This is a genomic window from Pseudonocardia sp. Cha107L01, assembly GCF_052566575.1.
This window is the reverse complement of record NZ_CP199579.1, coordinates 638,216-660,191: the sequence shown is the minus strand read 5'-3', so window position 1 is coordinate 660,191 and position 21,976 is coordinate 638,216. Positions and strand designations below refer to the sequence as shown.

Below are 21,976 nucleotides of genomic sequence, written 5' to 3'. Positions count from 1 at the left end.
GGCGTTCCCCACCAGCTTTCGCCGGCGCTCAGCGCATGAGGAAGCCGAACTGGACGATGCCGAGCGCGAGCGGCGCCAGGTAGCCGGCCGAGCAGAGCAGCAGCCGCCGGGTGATCAAGCCAGGGGCGCCGGCGCGGCGGCCCCACAGCCAGAACACCAGCGGGACGGCCAGCGTGGCCACACAGGACGCCGCGAACAGCATCATGCCGAACAGCGCCGGGTAGGCCCCCGGTGCTGTCGGGTCGTCGAAGAACGCCAGCGAGACCAGCCCGAAGCTCAGCCCGGCGAGCGTCAGCACACCGGACAGCAGGGTGGTGGCCACGGTGACCGCGATCCACAGCGCCCTCCCGTTGCGGTGCGGTACCGGTTGGCCACTGGGCTGCATGGCACCAACGTAACCACGGGACCGGGTAGGCGGATCCGTAGTAATACCCGGTTGGGCGGTGGAGTTGCCCGGGCACATCAGGACGCGCGCGGCGCCGGTTCGGCCTCGCCGACCTGGGCCGGTACGAGCGCGGCGGGTGCCGCCGTCGGCCCGGTGAGCGGGCTGGCCGGCATCAGGATCCAGCACGCCACGTACAGGATGACGCCGGCACCGACGCCGAGCACGGTGGCCAGCACCAGGGCCAGCCGCAGGATCACCACGTCGATGCCCAGGGTCTCGGCCAGGCCGCCACAGACTCCGGCGATCATCCGCTCGTCGCGGCTGCGGTGCAGTCGGATCGGCGTACGGCGGGTACCGGCGGGCGGGGCATCGCTGTCGGTGGGCGGGGCGTAGTTGCTGGTGGGCGGGTCGTAGGCGGGCGTAGCGGCCGCGGCGGGCAGGGCGTAGCCGCTGGCGGGCGGGGCGTAGCTGTCGGTGGGCGCGGTGTTGCTGTCGGCCAGTTCAGCGGTGGCGGCCGGCGGGGTGTTGCTGTCGGCCGGTTCGCCGTCTGCCGGGTTCGCGGTGGTCGGGTTGGTGCTGTGCTCGTCCATGGCTCAAGCGTGCCGCCGCCGTGACGCCGGGGCCTCAGGGCCGAACCCGGACTCGTCCCTGGTCGCGACCCTGGCCCGGGGTGCCGAAACCCCGGACCGCCGGACGTTCCAGGCTGCCGCGCGCCCCGTCGAGTTCAACCGTGGCGGCCTCGAAGAGGGTCGGAAACCCCGCTCCGGTTGAACTCGGTGGTGGCGGGCCGCCGCATACCCGGCCGCGCGGCGGCCTGGGGTCAGGCGTTGCCCTCTACCTCGCCGCCCTCGGTCTCCGGGACGCCGCTCTCGGGGTTGCCGCCCACCTCGGGGATCGGCGGTCCGAGGATGTCGTCGGCGTCCATGATCCGGTACGCGTAGCCCTGCTCGGCGAGGAAGCGCTGCCGGTGCGCGGCGTACTCGGTGTCCAGCGTGTCGCGCGAGACCACCGAGTAGAAGTGCGCCTGGCGGTGGTCACCCTTGGGGCGCAGTAGCCGCCCCAGCCGCTGGGCCTCTTCCTGCCGGGAGCCGAACGTGCCGGACACCTGCACGGCGACCGAGGCCTCCGGCAGGTCGATGGAGAAGTTGGCGACCTTGCTGACCACCAGCCTCGGGATCTCGCCGGTGCGGAACGCCTGGAACAGCTCCTCGCGCTCCTTGTTCTTGGTCGACCCCTCGATTACCGGGCAGTCCAGCTTGGCGGCCAGCTCGTGCAGCTGGTCCAGGTAGGCGCCGATGATCAGCGCCGGCTCGCCGGGGTGGCGGTCCAGGATGGCCTTGACCACTGCCTCCTTGGTGCGTGCGGTGGCGGCCAGCTTGTAGCGCTCGTCGGCCTCGGCGGTGGCGTAGCTCAGCCGCTCGGCGTCGGTCAGGGTGACCCGGACCTCGACGCAGTCGGCCGGCGCGATCCAGCCCTGCTGTTCGATGTCGCGCCACGGTGCGTCGTAGCGCTTCGGACCGATCAGCGAGAACACGTCACCCTCCCGGCCATCCTCGCGGACCAGGGTCGCGGTCAGCCCGAGCCGGCGCCGGGACTGCAGGTCGGCGGTCATCCGGAACACCGGCGCGGGCAGCAGGTGCACCTCGTCGTAGATGATCAGCCCCCAGTCGCGGGAGTCGAACAGCTCGAGGTGGCGGTACTCGCCCTTGGACTTGCGCGTCATCACCTGATAGGTGGCGATGGTGACCGGGCGGATCTCCTTGCGCTCGCCGGAGTACTCGCCGATCTCGTCCTCGGTCAACGAGGTGCGGGCGACCAGCTCCCGTTTCCACTGCCGCCCGGCCACCGTGTTGGTCACCAGGATCAGCGTGGTGGCCTGCGCCTCGGCCATCGCGGCCGCGCCGACCAGCGTCTTGCCTGCGCCGCAGGGCAGCACCACGACCCCGGAGCCGCCGGCCCAGAAGCCGGTGACCGCGTCGCGTTGGTAGTCGCGCAGTGTCCAGTCCTGCTGGTCCAGCGCGATCGCGTGCCGCTCGCCGTCCACGTAGCCGGCCAGGTCCTCGGCCGGCCAGCCGACCTTGAGCAGCGCCTGCTTGAGGTGGCCGCGTTCGCTGGCGTGCACCAGCACGGTGTCGTCATCGATGCGGGTGCCGAGCATCGGGGCGATCTTCTTCTGCCGGAGGATCTCCTCCAGCACCGCGCGGTCCAGGGAGACCAGGACCAGGCCGTGCACCGGGGACTTGACCAGCTGCAGCCGCCCGTAGCGGCCCATCGTGTCAACCACGTCGACCAGCAGCGGCTGGGGTACGGCGTAGCGGGAGAACCGGACCAGTGCGTCGACCACCTGCTCGGCGTCGTGCCCGGCGGCACGGGCGTTCCACAGCGCCAGCGGGGTGACCCGGTAGGTGTGGACGTGCTCGGGCGCGCGCTCCAGCTCGGCGAACGGCGCGATCGCGGCACGGGCTTCGGCCGCGGCCGGGTGGTCGACCTCGAGCAGGAGGGTCTTGTCGGACTGGACGATGAGCGGTCCGTCGGTCACGGACAGATCCTTTCCGCCGGGGGTGCGGTCACGCTGTACTGCGGTCAGCGGGGGGCACGGCTGGCCAAGTAGGTCATGGAAGCCCCGTAGGTTGCAAACGCCAATGGGGCGGTAGATGCTTCCCGACCCTCGTGTGACGGAGGCTGCTCAAGCCCGCGCTATACTTCGCGCCCTTGAAGGACACAGCATGCCAAGAAGATCATAGTCAGCCTTCTGGCGGCGCCCGCCGCTTTTTCTAGCGTGTCGGCGACTTTGATCGAGTCGGTGGGGGACAGACAGCTGAACCGGTGCTCTACGCCCTGGCACACCGCCCCGTGCGCTTCAGGAAGGCGCTGACATGACCAGCAAAGACACGGCTGGCCGCCGCTTCGAGCGGTTGCAGCCGAGGAACTGGAGCCTGCCGGTCAAGCTGGCGGCGGTCCTCCTGGTTCCGACGCTGCTCGGTGTCGCCCTGGGTGTGGCACGCATCGTCGAGCACACCCACCAGGCGAGCGAACTGGCCTCAGTGGACCAGTTCGTCGAGCTGGAAGGCAAGGCCGCGACGCTGATCGGTGCGCTGCAGCAGGAGCGCGACCAGGCGTCGGCGTTCGTGCAGGGCAACCGCGGCGGCGACCAGAACGTCCTGCACAGCGCGTTCGCCGGCACCGACAGCGCGGCGGGCGACCTGGCCGCCGACGTGGGCGACCCGTCGGCCATGGGTGGGGCCGCACAGACCGCCTACAGCCAGGCCAAGGACAACCTCGACCGGTTGACCCAGATCCGCGACCAGGTCAACGGGACCGGCGTCGACGCGCCCGGGGTGATCTCGCTGTACACCGGCCTGATCAACCCGCTGACCGTGTTCGAGGCATCGCTGGACCGGCAGCTGAACACTCCCGCGCTGGCCGGCCTCGCCGCCAGCCTCACCGCCCTGACCTCGGCGAAGGAACAGCTCGCGCTGCAGCACGCGGTGATCGCGGTGGCCATCGCCCGCGGCCAGATGCTGCCGGTCGACGCCGACACGGTGCGCGCGACCGACGCCGTACTGGGCACCGCGATCGGCCAGTTCCGCGCCGCGCTGGATGCCGAGCAGCAGGACCGCTACGCCGGGTTCACCAACGACGGGGCCAACAACCAGCGCCAACAGCTCAAGCAGGCCGCACTCAGCCGGGTCGGGGCCAAGGGTCAGCTCGGCATCAGCCCGGCCGACTGGGACCAGGCGTACAAGTCCGTAGTTGCGGAGATGCGGACCTCAGAGGACGGGCTGCGCGGCGACATCAAGAACGCCAGCGCCGCCCAGCAGGACGCGGCCCGCAACTCCGCGGGTATCGACTCGGTGATCCTGCTGCTGGCGCTGCTCGGCGCGGCCACGGTCGTGTACCTGATCGGTCGCTCGATGCTGAAGCCGCTGCGGGTGCTGCGGACCACCGCGCTGGACGTGGCCGAGCGCCGGCTGCCGGCGGCCGTGCAGAGCATGCGCGCCGGTGAGACGGTGAATGCGACAGTCGAGCCGGTCCCGGTCACCAGCATCGAAGAGATCGGCCAGGTGGCCAGAGCCTTCGACGAGGTGCACGGACAGGCGATCAGGCTGGCCGCCGAGCAGTCCGCGCTGCAGACCAACGTCAGCAGCATGTTCGTCAACCTGTCCCGCCGCAGCCAGGGCCTGGTCGAGCGGCAGCTGCAGCTCATCGAGCAGTTGGAACGCAACGAGCAGGACTCCGAGCAGCTGGCCAGCCTGTTCCAGCTCGACCACCTGGCCACCCGGATGCGGCGCAACAGCGAGAACCTGCTGGTCCTGGCCGGCAGCGACCTGGCCAAGCGGGGCAGCGCGCCGGTACCCATCGGCGACGTGCTCCGTGCCGCCGTGTCCGAGATCGAGCAGTACCAGCGGGTGGTCGTGCAGCAGCCGCCGACGGCGGCCGTCGTGGGCCGCGCGGCCAGCGACATGGTGCACCTGGTCGCCGAGCTGCTGGACAACGCGACCGCGTTCTCCGCGCCGGACACCCAGGTGGTGGTCAGCAGCAGCATGACCGCCGAGGGCAACGTGCTGGTGGAGATCGCCGACCAGGGTGTCGGCATGCCCGGCGCCGATCTGCTCGCGGCCAACAACCGACTGTCCGGGCCGAACGAGGTCGACGTGTCCGCGTCGCGCCGGATGGGCCTGTTCGTGGTCGGCCGACTGGCTACCCGCCACGGTGTCGGGGTCCGCCTGGCTGGCACCGACCAGGCGCGCGGCACCAGCGGCGGCGTCACCGCCTCGGTGACCCTGCCGAGCGAGCTGATCGCCTCCGACGTGGTGGCGGACCGCATCGGCACCACCAATGCGCTGTCCACCGGTTCCAGCCAGGCGGTGAGCCGGGCCGGCGTCTCGGCGTCTAGTGGGCTGGCCAACGGCGTCGCGGTCAACGGCACCGGCATCAACGGCACCAGCGGCAACCGGGCCGGCGTCAACGGCACCGGCGGCAGGGTCAACGGCACCGGAACCGGTTTCGGCGGGGTCAACTCCACCGGAGCCAACGGGTCGCCGAGGCAGGGTGGCCCCGATGCCGACCCCGCTGGCCTGCCAAGGCGGTCGGCGCCGAGCGAGACCGGCGGGCTGCCCCGCCGCGCGGTCGGGGCCGCACTGACCGGAGCGACACCGAGGCCGGACGGGGTGCGGGAGCAGCCACCGGCCGGCCGGGCGGACGCGGTGCGGAACTCCGCCGGGCTCACCGAGGTCGGCGCCACCGACGAGGCCACCACCAGGCAGTTCACCGACGCCAGGCAGGACGCCGACGCACCGGCCGCCGACCGTCAGCGCGACGCAGATCGACCGGCGCCCGGCGCCGCCCCGGCGGCACGTCCGGAGCGGGGCGACAACCGCCGCCGGCAGGACGGTGTTGAGGGCAGTCGCCCGATGCCGGCGCGGCAGGACGGTGTTGAGGGCAGTCGCCCGATGCCGGCGCGGCAGGACGGTGTTGAGGGCAGTCGCCCGATGCCGGCGCGGCAGGACGGTGTTGAGGGCAGTCGCCCGATGCCGGCGCGGCAGGACGGTGTTGAGGGCAGTCGCCCGATGCCGGCGCGGCAGGACGGTGTTGAGGGCAGTCGCCCGATGCCGGCGCGGCAGGACGGTGTTGAGGGCAGTCGCCCGATGCCGGCGCGGCAGGACGGTGTCGAGGGCAGCCGGCCGATGCCGGCCCGGCAGGACGGTGTTGAGGGCAGCCGGCCGATGGTGGCCAGGCAGAACGGTGTTGAGGGCAGCCGGCCGATGGTGGCCAGGCAGGACGGTGTCGAGGGCAGCCGGCCGATGCCGGCGAACGGGCAGCCGCCGATGGACGCCCAGCGCCGGATGCCGCAACGGCCGTATCTGCGCGGTGCCGGCCAGGGCCCGCCGCCGCCGATGCGGTTCGGCCAGAAGGCCGGTCAGCCCGGTCAGCCCGGTCAGCCCGGTCAGCCGGGTCAGCCGGGTCAGCCGACCGGATCAGCCAGCGGCCAGTTCCCGATGGCCCCGGCCGGGCAGGGCCCGCGCCAGGCGCCGGCTCGGCACCGGCCGCAGGCCCCGGCCCAGCCGGACGCCGGCGAGACGGCTCAGCCCACCGCGGCGAGCCCACTGCCCGCACCTCCGGCGGAGTCGGGCGCCGCACCGGCCGAGAACCGGAGCTACCCCGTCCACGCGTCGCCGGAGGCACCGCGCGGCCGGTCCGACGTGGCATCGAGCCGGTCGGAGCGGTTGGCCAACCGGACGCCGGTGGCCGATCGGTCGGAGACCGCGACCGCCACCCCGGACCGGGAGGACGAGTCGTCGCCGATCTTCGAGGCGATGGCGTCGGCATGGTTCCGGGAGAACTGGGAGGTCGGCGCCCGCAAGGGCGGCGGGGCCACCGGTCTCGGCCGTGACGAGCCGGCCGACCCGGGCGCCGGCTGGAGTGGCGACGAGTCGACCCTGCAGCCGATGCCGGAGCCGGTCAGGTCCGAGCTCACCACCGCCGGCCTGCCCAAGCGCCAGCCCCGGTCGAACCTCATCCCGGGTGGCCCGAGCGAGGACGGCGGGGGCACCCCACCGGGTATCCCGGCACGCAGTGCGGAACAGGTTCGAGGCCGGCTGGCCAGCTATCAGCAGGGCGTCCGGCAGGGCCGGGAGAGCCGGCACCGCCGATCCACTGAGCCGGCCAGCACCGGCGGGCGTCAATCGCAGGAGAACTTCGGGGAGGAGAACTCGTGACCGGTCCGGACCCGAACCGTTTCGGGTGGTTAGTCACCAACTTTGCCGAGCGGGTGCCTGGTGTGGCCCACGCGGTGGTCGTGTCCGCCGACGGCTTGTTGCTCACCGCGTCGGCCCGGTTACCGCGTGATCGGGCTGACCAGTTGGCCGCTGTGTCCTCCGGAATGATCAGCCTGACGCAGGGCGCCGCGCGGTGCTTCGAGGCCGGCGGCGTGGTGCAGACCGTGGTCGAGATGGAACGTGGCATCGTGCTGCTCATGTCGATCAGCGATGGCTCCTGCCTTGCGGTGCTCGCGTCGCCCACCTGCGATATCGGGCTGATCGGGTACGAGATGACGCTGCTGGTCGACCGGGTCGGGCAGCTGCTCACCCCGGAGCTGCGCGCCGAGCTGCAGGGTTCCCTGGGGCGCTAGATGGCCCCGAGACACACGGTCAGCGGCAGGAGCGGTGAGTTGCGATGACGACCGGTCCTGAGGACGGGCGAGGACGCCCCGAGCCGACGTTCGCCGACGTGATGAACGGCTTCAGCTTCGACAGCGGCAGGCCCTCCCGGCCTCGGCGCTGGGGACGGCGCCGCGCCGAGGAGAAGCAGGAGGGCTCGGGCCCCGATACCGAGTCGATGCCGGCCGACCGTGATCCGGCCCCGTCCTGGGACGGAGTCCAGATCGACGAGCCGCCGGCCGAGTCGAACTACTCGGCCGAGGCCGGCCACTCGGCGGTCGTGCGGCCGTACACCTGGACCAGAGGCCGGACCCGGTCCGGCTACGCCCTGGAGCTCGAGACCCTGGTGTCCACCAGCGCCAGGGGCCGGGACCAGCTCGGCGTGCTGCAGTTCGAGCACCGCTCGGTCGCCGAACTGTGCGACCAGGCCCGCTCGGTCGCCGAGGTGGCCGCGCTGCTCTCGGTACCGCTCGGGGTGGCAAAGGTGCTGCTGGGGGACATGGCGGGGCTCGGCCTCGTGGTGGTGCATCAGACGGTCAGTGGCAACGGCGACGTTCCTGACCTCGCATTGATGGAAAGGGTGCTCAGTGGACTCCGCCGTCTCTAGGTCGTCACAGGCCGTCGCCAGGGCCGCAACGACATCGGCGAAGATCGTCGTTGCGGGCGGCTTCGGGGTCGGGAAGACAACGTTCGTCGGCTCCGTGTCGGAGATCGTGCCGCTCACCACCGAAGCGGTCATGACCGAGGCGAGCGCTGGGGTGGACGATCTCCGGTCGACGCCGAACAAGCGGACGACGACCGTCGCGATGGACTTCGGGCGGGTCTCGCTCGACTCCGACCTGATCCTCTACCTGTTCGGCACGCCCGGGCAGCACCGCTTCTGGTTCATGTGGGACGACCTGGTGCGCGGTGCCATCGGCGCGGTCGTGCTGGTGGACACCCGCCGGTTGGCCGACTGCTTCGCCGCGGTGGACTTCTTCGAGGACCGGGGGCTGCCCTACGTGGTGGCGTTGAACCGGTTCGACGGCCTGCTGACGCACCGGATCGACGACGTCCGGGAGGCGATGGCGATCAGCCCGGGGATCCCGATGGTGAGCTGTGACGCCCGCGACCGGGAGTCCACCAAGCAGACGCTGATCGGGTTGGTCGAACACGCCATGCAGTACTGGATGGCCCGCGCCTAGCGGGTCGGCGCGCGGAGTTCTTCAGCGCGCTGCGCTGCTAGGGCGATTCCTCGGCGTGCTGCCCGGAGTCCTCCACGACCGCCGCCGAGGTGATCCGGTGCAGCATGAACCGCCGCAGGTCGCCCTGCTGGCGGTCGAAGCCCTCCAGCACCCCGCCGCCCACGCTGACCGGCTCGACGATGCGCCGGCTGGCCACGCCGAGTGAGTTGATGTAGCCGATCCACACGCTGCGTCGCTGCCGCGCCGCGCCCTGCAGCAGCTCCAGGGTTGCGGCCGAGCCGTTGGTGCCGTTGGCCCCGCCGGCGGTGGACGGCCGCATGGTCGCCGCCTGCTCGCCGGCCCTGATCGACGCGATCAGCGCGGCGAGCTGCTTGTCGTCCGGCGTGGGCAGGCTGGTCCGGGCGGCCGCCGGGCGGGGCTTCGCCGGGATCCGCCGGCCCCGGGGGCGCAGATCGAGGACGGTACCGTCGCCGGCCTCGGCGGCCGGACTGAACCCGGCGGCGCGCAGCCCGTCCAGCAGTGACACCAGCGGCAGCTCGCTGATCAGCACCGTCGGCGCGATCCGGCGCAGCTCCCAGGCGTCCGACGAGGGGTGTGCGAGCACCTCGGCCAGCAGCACCGCATCGTCGGCGCGCAGGAACGAGCGGGCGGTGCCGCCGCGCAGTCGACCGTGCCGCCGCGCCACGTCATTGATCAGGTACGTCAGTCCCTGCGGCACCGGGGTGGCCGAGCGTGTGCTGAACAGCTCGTGCAGCTCGGCCGGTGCGCGACCGGTGTCCAGCGCGCGCAGGATGCTGGCCTCGGTGATCCGGTAGACGGTGGCCCCGCCGGCCGACTCGACATCGGCGATCAGCGCCATGTCCTCGGCCACATCGGCGCGCAGCGGACCCGGGGCGACCGCGGTCAGGTCGGCCTGCAGCAACACCTTGTCCACCGGTTCGGGCAGCGTGGCGCGCAGCGCGGCGAGTACCGGGGCCGGGTCCGTCGAGGTGAGTAGCGCCCGCCCGGGGCCGGTCAGCGCACCGAGCGCGACCACGCCCAGAAGGGTCGCCTCGGCCACCGTCCAGAGCACCAGCTCGTCGCGCAGCCGGCCGCCGCGCCGGGGCGCCCGCCAGGCCAATACGGCGGCGAGGCGCTCGGAGCTGACCACGCCCTGCCCGGGCGGCAGCTCGGCGAGCGTGTCCAGCACCCGCCGCCGGTCCCGGGGCGCCAGCGGACGGCGCAGCTCGTCCGACATCGGCCCGAGGATCTTGTCGGCGTCGTCGCGCTGACCGATCAGACCGGTCAGCCGGGGCAACGTCAGCCAGGCCCTGGCCAGCGTCAGCCAGCGCTGTTCCGGGCCACCGGCGGCCCACAGGTCGACCTGCGTGGTGGGTACCCACTCCGAGCCGGCGGTCGCCGAACCGGAACCCTCCGAGTCGGCGATCAACCCGGCGGCCACCAGCACCTCGATCAGCAGGCCCGCCTCGGGTGCCTCCAGGCCCAGGTCCCTGGCGGTCTTGCGCAGGTCACGGACGCCGAGCCCGCCGGACCGCAGGACCGGCGGCGGCTCTTCGGACCAGGCGTTGAGCAGCAGCTCAGCGCGGCGAAGCAACTCCAGCACCGCGCCGGCGGCTGTGCCGTCGACCCGCTCCGGGCCGCGGTCGGTGACGTCCAGCTTCGGCTCGTCGGCGACCAGGCTCCCCAGCGGCGCCGGGCCACGCAGCGCCAGCCCCACCTCGCGGGGCAGCTCGACGGTCTCCGGGTCGACCCGCAGCAGCAGACCCCTGGCGAGCAGCCGCTGCACCACGCCGGCGCCGGGCTCCTTGCTGCGCCCGATCGGCGGCCCGGCGGCGAGCGCGTCCAATACCCGGTGCTCCGCCTCCGGCGTGTCGGCCAGCAGCCTCCGCAGCTCGGCCGGGTCGGCCAGCGCGGCGACCGACCGACCGAGCCCGGCGGGATAGCGCGACGTCACCTCGAGCGCGGCCGGCAGCATCCGGATCTCGGTGTCACCCCAGATCAGCGCCCGCTCCCGCAGCGCGTCCAGCGCGGCCGACATGCGTTTTACCCGGATCTGGGTGCCGAACAGCGCGCGGACCCGGTCCGGTCGCACCGGCTCGGCGTCCGCGCCGGCCACCGCCAGCCCTTCGAGCACCGCCAGAGTCACCGTGTCCAGGTCTTCGCAGGCCCTGTTCACCGAGGCCCGGATGCCCGCCCTGGTCGCCAGCACGGTCAGGTCCGGGGGCGGTGGCACCGCAAGATCAGGGCGCGCCCGAAGCAGCGCGGTAAGCGCCGAGTCGTCGCTGGCACGCAGCCAGTCGAGCAGGGAAGTGCCGGGCATCTGCTCCACGGTAGCCTTGGTCGCGTGCGGGGTGCCTCGAGGCCGGGGCATGACCGCGTTCCCTGTTACCTGAGACCAGGAGGAGACGGTGGCCAAGTCGGCTCGTCCGGAGCATATCGACCCCAGTTGGCCGGAGTTGCCCGACGGTGGCCACCCGGTCAGTGAACTGGCGGCGCCCACCCAGGGCTCGCTGTCCCCGTTCGGGGATCTGGAGTTCCCGCTGAGCTCCGTTCCCTACGAGCACCCGGTCACCGAGATCAACCGCTGAGCGCGATGCCGCCGGTCGGGTTGCTGCTCGCCGGCGGCGCCGGGCGCCGGATGGGCCGGCCCAAGGCCCTGGTGGAGCTCGCCGGCCGGCCGTTGCTGCTCCGCGCGCTGGACGCGCTGCGCGGCGGCGGCTGCACGCCGCTGGTGGTGGTGCTCGGCGCGGCCGCCGACCAGGTTGCCGAGCTGCTGCCCGCCGACGTGCGTGCGGTCGTCGCGGCCGACTGGGCCGAGGGCATGGGCGCGTCACTGCGCGCCGGGCTCGATGCGCTGGCCCGGTCGGCCGAGCTCACCGAGTCACCGATCACCGCCGAGTCGTCCGCCGCGGTTGAGCCCTCGGCCGTGCTGGTCCACCTCGTCGACCTGCCCGGGGTCGGTGCCGCCGCGATCGCCCGGCTGGCCGAGGCCGCCTCGACCGGTCCCGAGGTACTGGCGCGCGCCTCCTACCGCGGGGTACCCGGTCACCCGGTACTGCTGGGCCGGTCGCACTGGGCCGGCGTGCGGGATAGTGCTCGCGGAGATGCCGGCGCCCGTGGCTACCTGGCCGGACACCCGGCGTTGCGGTTGGTCGAGTGCGGCGACCTGGCCGACCCGCGTGATGTCGACACCCCGGCGGCCCTCTGGGAGTTCACCGAGCGCCAGACGTCGTAGGCTGACCGGGTGCCAGCTCCTGGTCCCGGATACACGATCACCGCCCGAGTTTCCGCCCCGCCGTCGGCCGGCGCGGCGGGTGATCTCGCCGCCGCTGTCGGCAAGGTCGGCGGGGTCGTCACCGCGTTCGACGTGGTCGACGCCAGCGTCGACCACAACGTGATCGACATCAGCTGCAACGCACTGAGCGAAAGTCATGCTCAGGAGATCACCGATGCCCTCGCCGCGCTGCCCGGCGTCGAGGTGCGCAAGGTCTCCGACCGGACGTTCCTCGTGCACCTCGGCGGCAAGATCGAGGTCAACCCGAAGGTCAGCCTGCGCACCCGGGACGACCTGTCCCGCGCGTACACCCCGGGGGTGGCACGGATCTGCCTGGCGATCGCGGCGAACCCGGAGGACGCCCGCCGGCTGACCATCAAGCGCAACACGGTCGCGGTGGTCACCGACGGCTCCGCGGTGCTCGGGCTGGGCAACCTCGGCGCGGCGGCCGCACTGCCGGTGATGGAGGGCAAGGCGGCGCTGTTCAAGCGGTTCGCCGGGGTCGACGCCTGGCCGGTCTGCCTGGACACCCAGGACACCGAGCAGATCATCGAGACGGTGCGCGCGATCGCCCCGGTGTACGGCGGGATCAACCTCGAGGACATCGCCGCGCCGCGCTGCTTCGAGATCGAGGCCCGGCTGCGCGAGATGCTGGACATCCCGGTCTTCCACGACGACCAGCACGGCACCGCGATCGTGGTGCTCGGCGCGCTGCGCAATGCGCTGCGGGTGGTCGACAAGTCGTTCGCGGACTGCCGGATCGTGGTGTGCGGGGTCGGCGCGGCCGGCTCGGCGATCATCCGGCTGATGCTGCCGGAGGGCCCCGGTGACGTGCTGGCGGTCGATGTGGACGGCATCGTGCACCCCGGCCGCGGCGGTCTGGAGTCCGACTCGAACCTGACCTGGATCGCCGAGCACACCAACCGCGACGGCCGCTCCGGCACCCTGGCCGAGGCGATGGTCGGTACCGACGTGTTCATCGGGGTGTCCGCGCCGAACCTGTTCGGCGAGACCGAGCTGGCCTCGATGGCGTCGAACTCGGTCGTGTTCGCGCTGGCCAACCCGGACCCGGAGGTCGACCCGGCCCTCGCCCAGCGGCACGCCGCCGTGGTGGCGACCGGCCGCTCGGACTACCCGAACCAGATCAACAACGTGCTGGCCTTCCCCGGCTTCTTCCGCGGCCTGCTCGACGCGCAGGCCCGGACCATCACCGACAAGATGCTGCGCGCCGCGGCGGCGGCGATCGGCGCCGTGGTTGCCGAGCCGAACCCGTCGTTCATCGTGCCCAGCGTGTTCGACCTTTCGGTGGCCACCGAGGTCGCCAGGGCGGTCCGCGAGGCCTCCTGAGCCCCGCGGGGTCGTCGTGGCTCTGGGGAGTCCTGGTGTCGCTCCGCTCCCGCGTCAGGGGCGGGTTGTGACGCGCCCGGGAGCGCGTTGTGGCGCGCACTGAGCGCGAGTGGCTGTGGCTCGCACAGAGTCCTTGTGGCTCGCACACAGGCTGGAACCGCCATGCCGCGTTTGTGCGACCCGCGGGCGGTCTGTGCCACAGCCGTGGAGTGCGGCTGCCTGGCCCGGTGCAGCGGCGGGGCGGTCCTGGTGTCTGTGGTTACCGAGCTGCACAGGAGGCTGATCTTCCGGCGCCAGAACCTGCCTGGTGTGCAGCTCGGTAACGGGAGGCCTTGTGCGGTGCACCCCCGTTGTGCGCGCCAGGTCCGATGCAGCTTAATCGTTTGTGTGGTGTCACTCGAACATCAAAGTAACCTGGGTCCGGTCTCGACTACGGTCAGACCGGACCCAGGTTACTTTGATCATGCAGATTCGGCGGTCAGCCGAGGTTGAGCTGCTGACCGGGTCGGATCAGGTTGGCACTGTGCAGGCCGCCCCGGTTGGCCTCGTAGATGGACTGCCAGCCGCCGGGGACCCGCTGCGCGGCGGCGATCCCGGACAGGGTGTCGCCGGGCCGCACAAGGTAGGTGTGCCCGGCGCCCGGAGTACCCGCCACCGGGGCGGGCGCGGCGTGCTTCGGTCCGGCGGGAGCCGGGGCCGCCACCGGAGCGGGCGCGGCGTGCTTGGGATCCGCGGGAGCCGGGGCCGCTACCGGAGTCTGGACGGCCGCGAGAGCGCCAGGGGCCGGAGCGGCCGCCACAGGAGCCGGGGCGGGCGCCGGTGCGGCCTTCTCGATTGCCGGTGGGGCGGCGGCGAGCACCACCCCCGGGGCGGCGGTGTCGGCGGGCCGGTGCACCTGGGGCAGTGCGGTGAGGGCCGGCGCCGGCTTCGCGTCCGGCTGGGTGGCGGCGGCCAGCAGCGGGGCCAGCGCGGGGGGCGCGGCCGGGGCGGGCGGCTGGACGGCCGGTCGCACAGCCGGGAGCTGCTCGGACGGCTGTCGGGGCGCGGGTATCACTGGGACGGCCGGCGTCTCGGCGGGGCGGTCCGTGCCGTGGGCGCGGGTACCGAGGCGCGGGGTCGGCTTGGCCGGGTGCGCCTTCGCCGGGGCTTTGACCGCGACCGTGCGCTGTGTGGCCGAGCTGCCCCGTGCGCCGGCCTTGCGGGAGCACACCGGCCAGGCGTTCCAGCCCTGCCCGGCGAGCACCTTCTCGGCGATGACGATCTGCTCCTCCCGGCTCGCTCGGTTGGCCGTCGAGGCGAACTGGGAACCGCCGAAGCTGCGCCAGGTGGACTGGGTGAACTGCAACCCGCCCTGGAAGCCGTTGCCGGTACTGATGCCCCAGTTACCGCCGCTCTCGCACTGGGCGACCCGATCCCACACGTTGTCCGGCGCGGCCTGCGCCTGACCCGCCGTGACCAGCGGGGCGCTCACCACGGCGCCGGCGAGGGCCGTCTTGGCGATCGTGTTGCCGGTGGTCGACGGCTTTCGGTGGCGGCCTCGGTAGCGCGGACCGAATCGAGACATGCGTGGTCTCCACTTTGGTCGCGCGACCCGGGATACCGCCGGGGAGCTGGCGGCTGTCCCGGCCGTGGCCGAGACTCCCGTCCCTGTCCAACGCTTCGCTCGGGGGCCGATGACCGCTGGACAGGGGAGCGCGCGGCGGGCACCGGGGGCCGCCGGGCAAGGCTGGGGATCGGCGGACCGGAGGTGACGCTAGGCGACGATCGCCGGATCGCAAAGGGGGCGCGCTTAACCCGGTTGAGATATTCGGCATCCCACGGTTGCGCGAGATGTGACTGTCCGTGCAGTTCACGGGCCGACCTGATAACGAACGAGACACGACGGGGAAACGAAACGTCCTGGACTCGCAAGTGATACAGATCACAAGCGCGCGGCAACCTGTGAGCGGCCCGACGCCGGACGTAGGGTCGGTGGAGTGGAGCTGACTCACGTCGATGCGGCCGGCGCGGCCCGGATGGTCGACGTATCCGAGAAGGTGCCCGGCGCCCGCGTCGCGGTGGCCACCGGCGTGCTGCGGACCACCGCCGAGGTCGTCGAGCTGCTGCGCCGCGACGGGCTGCCCAAGGGCGACGCACTGGCGACCGCCCGGGTCGCGGGCATCATGGGCGCCAAGCGGACCCCGGACCTGGTGCCGCTGTGCCACCCGATCGCGCTGACCGGCGTCACCGTCGACCTGCGGCTGGACCCGGCCGCCGTACGCATCACCGCCACCGTGAAGACCACCGACCGCACCGGAGTGGAGATGGAAGCGCTGACCGCCGTCGCGGTGGCCGGCCTGACGCTGCACGACATGGTCAAGGCGGTCGACCCGGCCGCCGTGCTGGACGGGGTCCGGGTGGAGCGCAAGGACGGCGGCAAGACGGGCAGCTGGACCCGGCCGGACGATCGCTGATGGGCGCGCCCGACAACTCCGCCGCGCTGGACGCCGCGGACGACCTTGCACCCGGCAGCCCCCCGCTCGACGGCCCTGCGTCCGACGGCCCCGCGTCCGGCAGCCCCGCACCCGGCAGCCCCGCGCTCGCCGGCCCCGCGCCTGACAGTCCCTCGGCCGCGCCCGGCACCCCCGCGCCTGGCCCCGAGTCGCCGCGTACCGCCCGAGTGGTGACCGCGTCGAACCGGGCGGCCGCCGGCGTCTACGCGGACCGGGGCGGCCCGTTGATCGTGGACTGGCTGCGCGAGCACGGTTTCGACTGCCCGGACCCGACCGTGGTGCCGGACGGCGAGCCGGTCGGCGACGCGCTGCGGGCCGCCGTCGCGGACCGGGCGGACGTGGTCATCACCACCGGCGGAACCGGGATCTCGCCGACCGACGCCACCCCGGAGATCACCCGCCGGGTGCTGGACTACGAGGTGCCCGGGTTGGCCGACGCGATCCGAGCCGCCGGGGCCCCGAAGGTTCCCACCGCGGTGCTCTCCCGGGGGCTGGCCGGCGTGGCCGGACGCACCCTGGTGGTCAACCTGCCGGGGTCGACCGGTGGGGTGCGGGACGGCCTGGCAGTGTTGGACGGGGTGCTGGAGCACGCCGTGGACCAGTTGAGAGGAGGCGATCACCGATGACCGTGCTGTCCACCCAGGTACTTCGCGCCGTGGTCGTCGAGACCCCCTTGAGCGTCGATGAGCACGCCGAGCTGGTGGGCCACGTCGCCGCCGGCGCGGTGGTGACCTTCGCCGGCGTGGTGCGCAACCACGACGGCGGCAGGAACGTCGACGAGTTGGAGTACAGCGGGCACCCCACCGCCGAGAAGGTGATCCGCCAGGTGGCCGAGGAGGTCGCCGCGCGCGCCACCGGGGTGCGGGCCATCGCGGTGAGCCACCGGATCGGCCCGTTGAGCATCGGTGACGTGGCATTGGCCTGCGCGGTCGCCGCCGACCACCGCCAGGAGGCGTTCGCGGTGTGCGCGGAGCTCGTCGACGAGGTGAAGCGGCAGCTGCCGATCTGGAAGCGCCAGCGGTTCAGTGACGGCACCGACGAGTGGGTCAACTGCCCGTAGCCGGGCGCCGGCGGGTGTCTGCCGTTCCGGACGCTCGCACAGACCGTTCGAGTTCCGCACAGCCCTTGCAACGGCTGTGGCGGCTCTGTTCGCTCTGTGTCGCCCCAATCGCTCTGTGCGACGGAGGCTCGCGGGTGGTGAGTGCGGCGGAATCGGAATGGTGGCGCCGTGATTGTCGTCCGGCCTGTCCGCAAATGTCGTATAGGCATGCGCCGTGTGACTTCTTCGTCAATCTTGGCGAAAAATAGCCCGAGAAACTGGTGCCGATCCGATGTTTAGGGTCCGGTGGGGCGGGTACTCCTTGGTCGCAACGGGGCAGCTGCAACGGCGTAGCACCGCAACGGCGCGGCGCCCCGCACCACGCAGCACCGCAACGACGCGGGCAGCGGCTCACGCGCGGCGAGCCGCGATACCGGCGCGCGACATGACGTACCGGCGACGTGCGAGTGGCCCGGCGGTCGTCGGGACCGCCGGGCCACTCGTCACGGGGAGCTCGTCCAGCTCAGGAGCCCGCGTGTTTGAAAACTGCTCGCGTGTTGAAAACTGAAATTCAGCCGAGGTCGAGCTGCTGTCCGGCCTTGATCAGGCTCGGGTTGCTCACAACGGCCTTGTTGTGGTCGTAGAGCGCCTGCCAGCCACCGGGGATGTTCCGGGTCTGGGCGATCTTCGACAGGCTGTCACCGGGTACGACGGTGTACTTGGCGCCGGGCTTGGCGGGCGTTGCCGGTGCGGCGGGCGTGACTACGCCGGGCTTGGCGGGTGTAGCCGGAGCGGCCGCCAGAACCGGTGCATTCGGCTTGGCCACCGGTGCGTTCGGCTTCACCTGAGTCTTGGCGGTCTTGGTGGCGGAGGTCTGCTGCGACACAGTGCGCGCGGAAGCCTTGCCACGGGCACCGACCTTGCGCGAGCAGCTGGGCCATGCGCCCCAGCCCTGTGCGGCCAGAACCCGCTCGGCAACAGCGATCTGCTGCGCCCTGCTGGCGCCAGAGGCACTACCCGAGCCTCCGTAGGCGCGCCAGGTCGACGGAGAGAACTGGAGTCCGCCGGAGTATCCGTTTCCGGTGCTTGTGTTCCATCTACCGCCGCTCTCGCACTTGGCGATCTGGTCCCAGACGTCGTCCGGGGCGGCGTTCGCGGTTCCCGCGAGGACTAGGGGAGTACCAGCGACAACGATGCCGGCGACGACGACACGAGCCAGATTCCGCGAGCCGAAACTTCGGGCGCGGGAGGTGCCTCGAGATCGGGTCATGACGCTCTCCACACCGCACTTGTAGGGTTAGCTGCCGGGTCCGGGCGCAGGTGTTGCGCCCGACGGTTCCCACCGAATAAATCCCGCTGGTGTGGTTTACACACCTTTAAATGGTTCCCCCACCCTTGCCCAGTGGTCATTCCTCTCGGTGGCCCCTGAGGTGCTGGGCAAGGTTCCGTGCAGCGCCTCAGGTGTCATTTGTTCAACCGGCGTTTCACCGGCCGAGGAGCACGCTACGTACTTTGGGTGGGTATACGTCAAGAAACCCGATTGCGAGCCTCGTCACGTAAGCGCGACGATCACGCACGTGTTCGTCATCACACCTCGCATTCATGCAGGTCATAACGGGTTTATCACGAGACGGATACGCTGGAGCCAAGTTAGTTCAAATCTGGAAGGTGTGATACAGATCACATGATCTGTGTCACTATTAAAACGTTGCGGACGGCGAGCGTTCAACTGGCACCCGACCGGTGCGCTCGGTCATGCTGGTCCGGTGAGTAACCCCGTCCACAACCAGCACCGGGCCGCCCCGGCGTCCCCCGCCGAGCTGGCGACAGCCCTGCGGGCCACCGGCTACCTCGCCGACGACGGGCTGGCCACCGCCGCGTTCCTTGCGCTGCGGATGAACCGCCCACTGTTCTGCGAAGGCGAGCCGGGTACCGGCAAGACCGCGCTGGCCCAGGCCATGGCCGAGGTCCTCGGCGCCGAGCTGATCCGGCTGCAGTGCCATGAGGGTATCGACGCCAGTCAGGCTCTCTATGACTGGGATTTCCCCCGCCAATTACTGCATTTGCGGGCATTGGAGGCGGCTGCCGGCGCGGCTGAGGAGCGACTGGACGCCGAGGCGGTGGAGGCATCCCTTTACGACCCCCGGTTCCTGATCGCCCGGCCCGTGCTGCGCGCGCTGCAGACCACGCCGAGCGTGCTGCTCATCGATGAGGTGGACCGCGCGGACGACGAGTTCGAGGCCTTCCTGCTCGAGGTGCTCACCGAGCACGCGGTGACCATCCCCGAGGTCGGTGAGATCCGTGCCGTGCGGCCGCCGCTGGTGGTGCTCACCTCCAACCGCACCCGCGAGGTGCACGACGCGCTCAAGCGGCGCTGCCTCTACCTCTGGCTGGACCACCCGGATGTGAACCGGGAGATCGCCATCCTGCGCAGCCGGCTGCCCGGGGTGCCCGAGCGCCTCGCCGCCCAGGTCGCCGGCGCGGTCCGCAAGATGCGCCAGCTCGACCTGCTCAAGCCGCCCGGGGTGGCCGAGTCGCTGGACTGGGCGCAGGCGCTGCAGCTGCTCGGCGCCCGCGAGCTGGACATGGATGCGGCGGCGGCGTCACTCGGCGCGGTACTGAAGTACCGGGAGGACGCCGACCGGGTGCGCGCCCAGCTCGACGCGGTGCTGGCATAACACCGATGAGCCAGTTCGGAGGCCCGCTACCCACCCCGCTCGCCGGGCTGGTCGGCCCGGGGGGCTGTGGTGACCGCGACGCCGACCCGGTACCGGGGTTGGTCGGCTTCGCCGCCGCGTTGCGGCACGCCGGTCTGGCGGTCACCACCGACCGGGTCGCGGCCTTCCTCACCGCGCTGGACGAGCTGGACGTGACCAGCAAGCCACAGACCTACTGGGCCGGTCGGCTGACCCTGTGCGCCGACCCCGACGACATCGGCCGCTACGACGCGGCGTTCGAGGCCTGGTTCGAGCCGACCCTGCGCGGGCAGCGGACCACCGTGCAGGACCAGCGCCCGCCACCGCCGTCCCAGCTCGCCGCGCTGACCCGGGACAACGAGCCGGCCGAAGAGGACGACCCGGACCCCGACGGTCCGGAGATCACCCGGCTGCGCGTGGCGGCCAGCGCCACCGAGGTGCTCCGGCACCGTGACCTGGCCGAACTGACCGCGGCCGAGCGGGAGCACCTGCGTGCGCTGTTGTCCCTGCTGCGCGCCGACCCGCCGATGCGCACCTCGCGGCGGCGCCGGCCGGCGAAGCGGGGCACCCCGGATCCCGGCCGCACCCTGCGCGCCGCGCTGCGCAACCAGGGTGAGATCCGGGAGCTACGCCGCCGCGCGCCGCGACGGCGACCTCGCCGGGTCGTACTGCTGATCGACGTGTCCGGCTCGATGGCGCCGTACGCGGACACCCTGATGCGGTTCGCGCACGTGGTGGTGCGCCGGATGCCGGCCGCCGGCTCGGGCGCCGAGGTGTTCACCATCGGCACCCGGCTGACCCGGATCACCCGTGAGCTGCGGCACCGCGACGCCGAGCGCGCGCTGTCCGCCGCCGGCCGGGCCATCCCGGACTGGTCCGGCGGCACCAAGCTGGGCGATGCGCTGCGCGCATTCATCGACCGCTGGGGTCAGCGCGGGGTGGCCCGCCGGGCGGTCGTGGTGATCTTCTCGGACGGCTGGGAGCGGGGCGAGCCGACGACGCTCGCAGAGCAGCTGTCCCGGCTGCGCCGGCTGGCCCACCGGATCATCTGGGTCAACCCGCACGCGGGCAAGGACGGCTACGCCCCGATCCAAGGGGGAATAGTTGCGGCCTTGCCACACTTGGATGAGCTGCTGGCCGGGCACAGTCTGGCCACGCTGGAGCGGTTGTTGGAGGTGATGGCCCATGCGTGACGTACTGGACTCGCTGGTGTCCTGGTGGGACGGCGGGAAGTCGACAGCGCTGGCTACCGTGGTGGCCACTTTCCGCTCGGCGCCCCGACAGCCGGGTGCGTCGATGCTCGTCGGCACCGGTGGTGAGGCGGTGGGCAGTGTCTCCGGGGGCTGCGTCGAGGGCGCGGTCTACGAGCTGGGCAACCAGGTGCTCGGGGACGGCCGGTCCGTGCTGCAGCGCTACGGGGTGTCCGACGACGACGCCTTCGCGGTAGGCCTGACCTGCGGCGGGATCCTCGACGTGTTCGTGGAGAAGATCGACCAGGAGACGTTCCCGCAGCTGCGCGAGGTGGTCGAGGCGATCAAGGCGGAGGACCCGGTCGCGGTGGCAACCGTGGTCGCCGGGCCGGTCGAACGGATCGGGAAACGGCTGGTCCTCTGGCCGGACCGGGTGGAGGGCAGCACCGGGTCGGCGCGGCTGGACGACGCGCTGCGCGACGATGCGCGGGGGCTGCTGGACGCCGGCCGCAACGCGATGCTGCACTACGGCGTGGACGGGCAGCGCCGGGGTGAGGGGCTGGACGTCTTCGTCGAGTCGTTCGCGCCGCCGCCCCGGATGATCGTGTTCGGCGCGATCGACTTCGCGGCGGCGGTGGCCCAGATGGGCTCGTTCCTCGGCTACCGGGTCACGGTGTGCGACGCCCGCCCGGTGTTCGCCACCTCCAGCCGGTTCCCCGGCGCCAACGAGGTGGTCGTGGAGTGGCCGCACCGGTATCTCAAGGCGGAGGCGGAGGCCGGGCGGATCGACGGCCGCACCGCGATCTGCGTGCTGACGCACGACCCCAAGTTCGACGTGCCGGTGCTGGAGGTGGCGCTGCGGCTGCCCGAGTTCGGCTATCTCGGCGCGATGGGTTCCCGGCGCACCCACGAGGACCGGCTGGAACGGCTGCGTGAGGTCGGGCTCACCGAGGAGGAGTTGGCCCGGATGGCCAGTCCGATCGGCCTCGACCTGGGCGCCCGCACCCCGGAGGAGACGGCGGTGTCCATCGCCGCCGAGATGATCGCGTTGCACTGGGGTGGCGGCGGCAACCGGCTCGCCGACCGGGAGGGTCCGATCCACGTCGGCGCGACCTCCTGACCGACGTCCCGGCGTCCCCGGTGCTCGAGGGACACACCGGCACGGTGCCGACAGCTCCGGAGATCATGGGGCCGCGGTTGGCGGCGGTA

Annotated in this window: 17 protein-coding genes and 1 pseudogene; 12 read left to right on the top strand and 6 right to left on the bottom strand. The window is 72.2% G+C overall.

Going from position 1 to position 21,976, the window contains the following annotated elements:
- Positions 1-28 precede the first annotated feature (28 nt).
- The 3 genes from ACTXG6_RS03070 to ACTXG6_RS03060 all read right to left on the bottom strand — a co-directional run bounded on the left by ACTXG6_RS03070 (position 29) and on the right by ACTXG6_RS03060 (position 2,924).
- On the bottom strand, positions 29-385 hold the full coding sequence (locus ACTXG6_RS03070) for a hypothetical protein (protein WP_445186241.1): 357 nt from the start codon (positions 383-385) through the stop codon (positions 29-31).
- Between the two features lie 77 nt (positions 386-462).
- Positions 463-975 (bottom strand): PspC domain-containing protein, encoded by a 513-nt coding sequence (locus tag ACTXG6_RS03065; RefSeq protein WP_445186240.1) that lies wholly within the window; start codon positions 973-975, stop codon positions 463-465.
- A 230-nt stretch (positions 976-1,205) separates the two neighbouring features.
- On the bottom strand, positions 1,206-2,924 hold the full coding sequence (locus tag ACTXG6_RS03060; RefSeq protein ID WP_445186239.1) for a DNA repair helicase XPB: 1,719 nt from the start codon (positions 2,922-2,924) through the stop codon (positions 1,206-1,208).
- A 337-nt stretch (positions 2,925-3,261) separates the two neighbouring features.
- Here ACTXG6_RS03060 and ACTXG6_RS03055 point away from each other — a divergent pair, with 337 nt between their 5' ends.
- From ACTXG6_RS03055 to ACTXG6_RS03040, 4 genes are read left to right on the top strand one after another with little or no spacing between them, the layout of a single operon-like run.
- On the top strand, positions 3,262-7,104 hold the full coding sequence (locus tag ACTXG6_RS03055; RefSeq protein ID WP_445186238.1) for a nitrate- and nitrite sensing domain-containing protein: 3,843 nt from the start codon (positions 3,262-3,264) through the stop codon (positions 7,102-7,104).
- Positions 7,101-7,517 (top strand): roadblock/LC7 domain-containing protein, encoded by a 417-nt coding sequence (locus ACTXG6_RS03050; RefSeq protein WP_445186237.1) that lies wholly within the window; start codon positions 7,101-7,103, stop codon positions 7,515-7,517. Before ACTXG6_RS03055 ends, ACTXG6_RS03050 begins: the two co-directional genes overlap by 4 nt.
- A gap of 44 nt (positions 7,518-7,561) precedes the next feature.
- Positions 7,562-8,152, top strand: coding sequence for a DUF742 domain-containing protein (locus ACTXG6_RS03045; protein WP_445186236.1), 591 nt, complete (start codon positions 7,562-7,564; stop codon positions 8,150-8,152).
- Positions 8,133-8,729, top strand: coding sequence for a GTP-binding protein (locus ACTXG6_RS03040; RefSeq protein WP_445186235.1), 597 nt, complete (start codon positions 8,133-8,135; stop codon positions 8,727-8,729). The genes ACTXG6_RS03045 and ACTXG6_RS03040 overlap by 20 nt, the downstream gene beginning before the upstream one ends.
- A 37-nt stretch (positions 8,730-8,766) precedes the next feature.
- Here the strand turns inward: ACTXG6_RS03040 and ACTXG6_RS03035 are convergent, their stop codons facing one another.
- A complete protein-coding gene (locus ACTXG6_RS03035; RefSeq protein ID WP_445186234.1) occupies positions 8,767-11,049 on the bottom strand; it encodes a helicase-associated domain-containing protein in 2,283 nt (760 codons plus the stop codon).
- Positions 11,050-11,137: 88 nt separating this feature from the next.
- Between ACTXG6_RS03035 and ACTXG6_RS03030 the strand changes: the two genes are divergently transcribed.
- From ACTXG6_RS03030 to ACTXG6_RS03020, 3 genes are read left to right on the top strand one after another with little or no spacing between them, the layout of a single operon-like run.
- Positions 11,138-11,317 (top strand): hypothetical protein, encoded by a 180-nt coding sequence (locus ACTXG6_RS03030; RefSeq protein ID WP_445186233.1) that lies wholly within the window; start codon positions 11,138-11,140, stop codon positions 11,315-11,317.
- Between the two features lie 5 nt (positions 11,318-11,322).
- The gene (locus tag ACTXG6_RS03025; protein WP_445186232.1) at positions 11,323-11,964 is read left to right on the top strand and encodes a nucleotidyltransferase family protein; all 642 of its coding nucleotides are present in this window, start codon (positions 11,323-11,325) and stop codon (positions 11,962-11,964) included.
- A 9-nt stretch (positions 11,965-11,973) separates the two neighbouring features.
- Positions 11,974-13,350 (top strand): NAD-dependent malic enzyme, encoded by a 1,377-nt coding sequence (locus ACTXG6_RS03020; RefSeq protein WP_445186231.1) that lies wholly within the window; start codon positions 11,974-11,976, stop codon positions 13,348-13,350.
- Between the two features lie 478 nt (positions 13,351-13,828).
- On the opposite strand, the gene ACTXG6_RS03015 is transcribed toward ACTXG6_RS03020, so the two are convergent.
- Entirely contained in the window at positions 13,829-14,914 is a 1,086-nt protein-coding gene (locus ACTXG6_RS03015; RefSeq protein WP_445186230.1) for a transglycosylase family protein, read from the bottom strand.
- A gap of 412 nt (positions 14,915-15,326) precedes the next feature.
- Here ACTXG6_RS03015 and moaC point away from each other — a divergent pair, with 412 nt between their 5' ends.
- Together moaC and ACTXG6_RS03005 are read left to right on the top strand one after the other, a co-directional pair.
- The gene (gene moaC, locus ACTXG6_RS03010) at positions 15,327-15,803 is read left to right on the top strand and encodes a cyclic pyranopterin monophosphate synthase MoaC (protein ID WP_445186229.1); all 477 of its coding nucleotides are present in this window, start codon (positions 15,327-15,329) and stop codon (positions 15,801-15,803) included.
- Positions 15,804-16,009: 206 nt separating this feature from the next.
- Positions 16,010-16,902, top strand: a pseudogene (locus tag ACTXG6_RS03005) (molybdenum cofactor biosynthesis protein MoaE).
- A 550-nt stretch (positions 16,903-17,452) separates the two neighbouring features.
- On the opposite strand, the gene ACTXG6_RS03000 reads toward ACTXG6_RS03005, so the two are convergent.
- Positions 17,453-18,151 carry a LysM peptidoglycan-binding domain-containing protein gene (locus ACTXG6_RS03000; protein ID WP_445190333.1) on the bottom strand — a complete coding sequence of 233 codons (699 nt, stop codon included), beginning with the start codon at positions 18,149-18,151 and terminating at the stop codon, positions 17,453-17,455.
- A 496-nt stretch (positions 18,152-18,647) separates the two neighbouring features.
- On the opposite strand from ACTXG6_RS03000, the gene ACTXG6_RS02995 reads away from it, so the two are divergent.
- The 3 genes from ACTXG6_RS02995 to ACTXG6_RS02985 are packed head-to-tail and all read left to right on the top strand — an operon-like array spanning position 18,648 to position 21,887.
- On the top strand, positions 18,648-19,559 hold the full coding sequence (locus ACTXG6_RS02995; RefSeq protein WP_445186228.1) for an AAA family ATPase: 912 nt from the start codon (positions 18,648-18,650) through the stop codon (positions 19,557-19,559).
- 5 nt (positions 19,560-19,564) lie between these two features.
- A complete protein-coding gene (locus ACTXG6_RS02990; RefSeq protein WP_445186227.1) occupies positions 19,565-20,770 on the top strand; it encodes a vWA domain-containing protein in 1,206 nt (401 codons plus the stop codon).
- Positions 20,763-21,887, top strand: coding sequence for an XdhC family protein (locus ACTXG6_RS02985; protein WP_445186226.1), 1,125 nt, complete (start codon positions 20,763-20,765; stop codon positions 21,885-21,887). The genes ACTXG6_RS02990 and ACTXG6_RS02985 overlap by 8 nt, the downstream gene beginning before the upstream one ends.
- Positions 21,888-21,976 lie beyond the last annotated feature (89 nt).